This window comes from Aeromonas sp. R1-1 (assembly GCF_040908495.1).
Lineage (GTDB): Bacteria > Pseudomonadota > Gammaproteobacteria > Enterobacterales > Aeromonadaceae > Aeromonas > Aeromonas veronii.
This window is the reverse complement of sequence record NZ_JBFODV010000116.1, coordinates 1-3,810: the sequence shown is the minus strand read 5'-3', so window position 1 is coordinate 3,810 and position 3,810 is coordinate 1. Positions and strand designations below refer to the sequence as shown.

Sequence of the window (3,810 nt, the reverse complement as noted above, 5' to 3'; positions counted from 1 at the left end):
GGGGGAGCAGTAACAAGAGCAGCAAGTAGGGTCGATTAGCGAAGCGTAATCGGCCGTGGTGACGCCCCCCTTCTCCCCTTGCGGGAGAAGGGTTGGGGATGAGGGGGGCTGTCATCATCAATGAGAGGCCATCAAAGCGGCGCCAGCACGGCCATCAGCGCTTTTTCCGCTGCGGCAAAGGCGGCGGCGTCGGCGGGCTTGGCACCCACCCCGAATACCCCTGGGTTGCCGATGGCATCCAGCACCTTGGCCAGCGCCTGCTCGGCCGCCTTGCGATCCCCTTCGCTGAGTGATGGGAGGATCAAGTCGAGGAAGCGCTTGCTCTTGACCACCAACACCTTGGCGGTCTGGTAGTCGCCAAGATTCTGGCTGGCCCCTTCGAGGCGGCGCTCGATCTCCGCCTTGTAGGCGCGGTTGAGCAGGGCAGCGGTGGCTGCTGCGTCTTTGGCTTTGATGGCGGCTGCCAGCGGCCCTTGCAATTCCACCTTGTGGTGCTGTTCCAGATAGCTCAGCTCGTCGGCAATCTCGCTCAAGGTGGCGCTGGCATCCTTGCCGTCAGTGGCGGCGCCCAGCAGCGCCTCGCGGGCGTCGATCAGTGGCTCCTTGCCGGCGGCGGCGTAAGAGTAAGCCTGTACTTGCCCGCTCAGGGTCAGCAGCAGGGTGAGGGCGAGTAAACCCGGGCGGATGGTCATCCTGTTCTCCTTACTTATGCCAATAGGTGATGCCAATGGCGCGGCACTCAGGCCACGCTCTGGGTTTCAATCACGGTATTTTCGTTGCGATGGTTAAAGATGGCGTGGCGTCTGTCCACCCCGTCGATCACCATGTCGGCCGCCATCATCCCCATCTCCATGGCGGTGTCGGTGAAGATATAGCGAAATGTCCCCTGACGGCCGGTCATGATGAGGTTGGTGATGGGCATCAGCGCCTTGATGGCTTCGTTGCGGCGTGCCTGATAGCCCAAATCCATCAGCGGATAGGCGTATTCGCTACGGGCTTCGAAGGTCTCATCGCCAAGCTTCTGGGTATCGACGCCAAGGCTCGCCAGATCGGCGGTGATCCGACCGCGCAGATCGGCCAGCGGCGCCTGCCAGGTGGCATCCCCCGGGTTGCAGGGGATCTCCAGCATCACCGAGGTCTGGCCCTGGGGCGCCATAAAGGGGCTGCGGCGGCGCGGCTCCTGCAGACGGGTCGCCAGAATATGGGGATCGGAGAGGTACTGCCAGGTGTTGTCCGACAGGTTCTCTGTTTTAAGCGGCATATTGACGAAGCGAAGCGAGCGGTATTGGAGATCGCACGGCAAGCCAAGATGCTGGCAGGTGAGCGGCAGCGGCAGGGTGGAGATCACCTGATCAAAGCGCTCGCTCTGCTCAACGTCATCTTGTTTCCAATAAACCCGTTCGATACGGCCATCAGCCTGATCAAGGCGGGTGATGGTGGCGCCGGTTTTCAGCTCAACGCCCTCTGCCACCAGTCGCTCCCCCAGAGTGGTGAAGATCTGGCCGAAGCCATATTTGGGGTAGCGGTATTTGCGGGCATAGGTGCGCACCGAGATACTGCCGTTGCGTCTTGGCAGCAGACGGCGCGCCACGTCTTTGAGATCGATCAGACTGATGCGCTGACCGGCCCAGTCGGCGGAGAGCTTGTCCGGGTTGATGCCCCACAGCTTGCCGGTGTAGCCCTCGAAAAACTGGCGGTAGAGGGTGCGGCCGAAGTGACTCTGGATCCACTCGGCAAAGCTGGCCTTGGCAAAATCATCCGGCTTCTTGCTAAAGGGCAACAGCAGCAAGTCTTTTACCGCACCGGCCATCAGGGCGAGCGGCGCCGTCTTGAGCAGGTTGGGCAGGTTCAAGGGGTAGTCATAGGTGCGCCCGCCAAAGCGGATGACGCTCTTGCGCTCGGCGTGGAGCAGGTCATCCCCCATCAGCTCGTCGATAAAGGCGAGCAATTCGGGGTTCTTGGTGATAAAGCGATGACCGCCGTAGTCAAAGCGATACTCCCCATCGCGTCCCTTGAAGGTCTGGGTGGCGCACATGCCGCCGACCACCGGCTCCTGCTCGAACAGGGTGACGGCAAAACCGGCGCGGCGCAGGCGCCAGGCCGCCATCAAACCGGCGGGGCCAGCGCCCAGCACTGCAATGCTTTTCTTGTTGTTATCGCTCATGACCTATTCCGAAACTGCTTGATAGATAAGGGAACCGCGCCAAGGCGCGGCTCCTGAATAGTGTTGTTACCCCGTGCCCTTGTTGCCACAGGGCGTGTTGGCTCAGCCCTTGCCAGTCGCGGCACTCACCTGCGGACGATAGCTGCGCTGCCAGAGGGTAACGAAGATCGCCAGATAGAGGGCCCAGGTCAGCAGCTGCAAGCCAGCGGGTGAGGCATTGTAGCCAAACAGGGCGCGCAGGAAGGTACCAAATACCCCCTGATCGTCGAGAATGTGGCTGATGTCGAACACCGGCGTGGTCCAGAAGGTGATGATCTCTGCCGCCTGCAACATGTTGACGGCGGACGAGAGCAAGCCTGCGGCGATGATGATGATAAGCAAGCCGGTCCAGCGGAAGAAAGGAGCCAGCGCCACCTTGCGGGTGGAACGCAGCAGCCCCCACACCAGCGCGATGGAGACCAGCAGACCCGCCAGCGCGCCCATCAGGCCGGATTGCAGATCGACCCCTTGCCCAGAGTAGAGCAGGGCGGAGAAGAAGAGCACGGTTTCAAACCCTTCGCGCATCACCGCCAGGAAGGCGAGCAGCACCAGACCAAACAGGTTGCCGCCATCAATGGCCGCATCGATGCGCGCCGTCATGGCTCCCACCTGGGATTTGGCCTGCTTTTGCATCCAGATCGCCATATAGGTGAGCACCAGAGTGGCGAAGATGAGGATCCCCGCCATCAACAGGTGGTTGTAGCGCTCGCTCTCGAACTGGCTCACCACCACCTGGAACAGGAAGGCGACGACAAGTGAGGCGATAAGGCCAAGCCCCACCCCCAGATAGATGAACTTGTTGTAGCGGCTCGCCCCCAGCTTGGCGAGGTAGGAGAGGCAGATGCCGACCAGCAGGAAGGCTTCCAGCCCCTCGCGCAGAGTAATGAGAAAACTTGCAAACATCAGGATTGAGGCTCCGTAGCGGGCGTGACGGGGAGAGGCTGCAGGGTAAGTTGCAACCGATTGAGTAGCACTATGGGTGGCTCCGGCAAGCTGGGCTCGGCGGCGCGCACCGCATCATTGACCCACTTGGGGTAGGTGCGGAAATTGAGTTTGATATCGGCCTTGAAGGGCCCTTGGGCATCTGCGGGCAGCGGCCAGGCTTCATCGCGCCAGCCATCGGCCGGAATGCGGGTATCTTCCAAGAGCTTGGCGTAGCGCCAGAACTTGAGCCCCACCGGCTTGCCCTCAGCATCGCCGAATACTTTTCTGAACAGCCGCGCATCCTCAGGGACAGCGCCATCCACCGGCTGGCCGCTGGCAAGCACCAGCTTGCCGCTGGCATCGGTGACGGTCAGCTCCAGCCAGAGTTCACGAAAATCGGCCACTCCGGTGGGCAGGGCATGGCCCGCGCCGGTATTGGCGACCCGCACCACCAGCTGCTGACTATCGGCCGTCGGTTCGATACGGGCGGAGAGTGTCGCGCTGGAGCGCAGCAGGGCCAGACTTTCCTGCTCGAGTTCAGGATTGCGCAGCCCCACCAGCTGGTGCTGGGCGCCGGTGAAATTGTGGCGATAGAGCCGCGCCTTCATGGTGCCGTTTTCGGTGGACTGGCCCGCCACCGGCGCACCGCCATTGCCTGGCTCCGGGTTCATATGGCAGTCGAT

Annotated in this window: 3 protein-coding genes and 1 pseudogene; all 4 read right to left on the bottom strand. The window is 61.9% G+C overall.

The features are described 5' to 3' along the window. Nucleotides 1–131: 131 nt before the first annotated feature. Nucleotides 132–692, bottom strand: a complete 561-nt coding sequence (locus tag AB5Y92_RS06945) for a hypothetical protein (protein ID WP_368226138.1) — start codon at nucleotides 690–692, stop codon at nucleotides 132–134. A 47-nt stretch (nucleotides 693–739) separates the two neighbouring features. Next, nucleotides 740–2,164 carry an FAD-dependent oxidoreductase gene (locus tag AB5Y92_RS06940; RefSeq protein WP_216948460.1) on the bottom strand — a complete coding sequence of 475 codons (1,425 nt, stop codon included), beginning with the start codon at nucleotides 2,162–2,164 and terminating at the stop codon, nucleotides 740–742. Nucleotides 2,165–2,266: 102 nt separating this feature from the next. Further along, complete coding sequence (locus AB5Y92_RS06935; protein ID WP_107684950.1) at nucleotides 2,267–3,106, bottom strand: FTR1 family protein; 840 nt, start codon at nucleotides 3,104–3,106, stop codon at nucleotides 2,267–2,269. Continuing rightward, nucleotides 3,106–3,810, bottom strand: a pseudogene (locus AB5Y92_RS06930) (hypothetical protein); the annotation flags it as partial. The gene AB5Y92_RS06935 and the pseudogene AB5Y92_RS06930, both read right to left, overlap by 1 nt.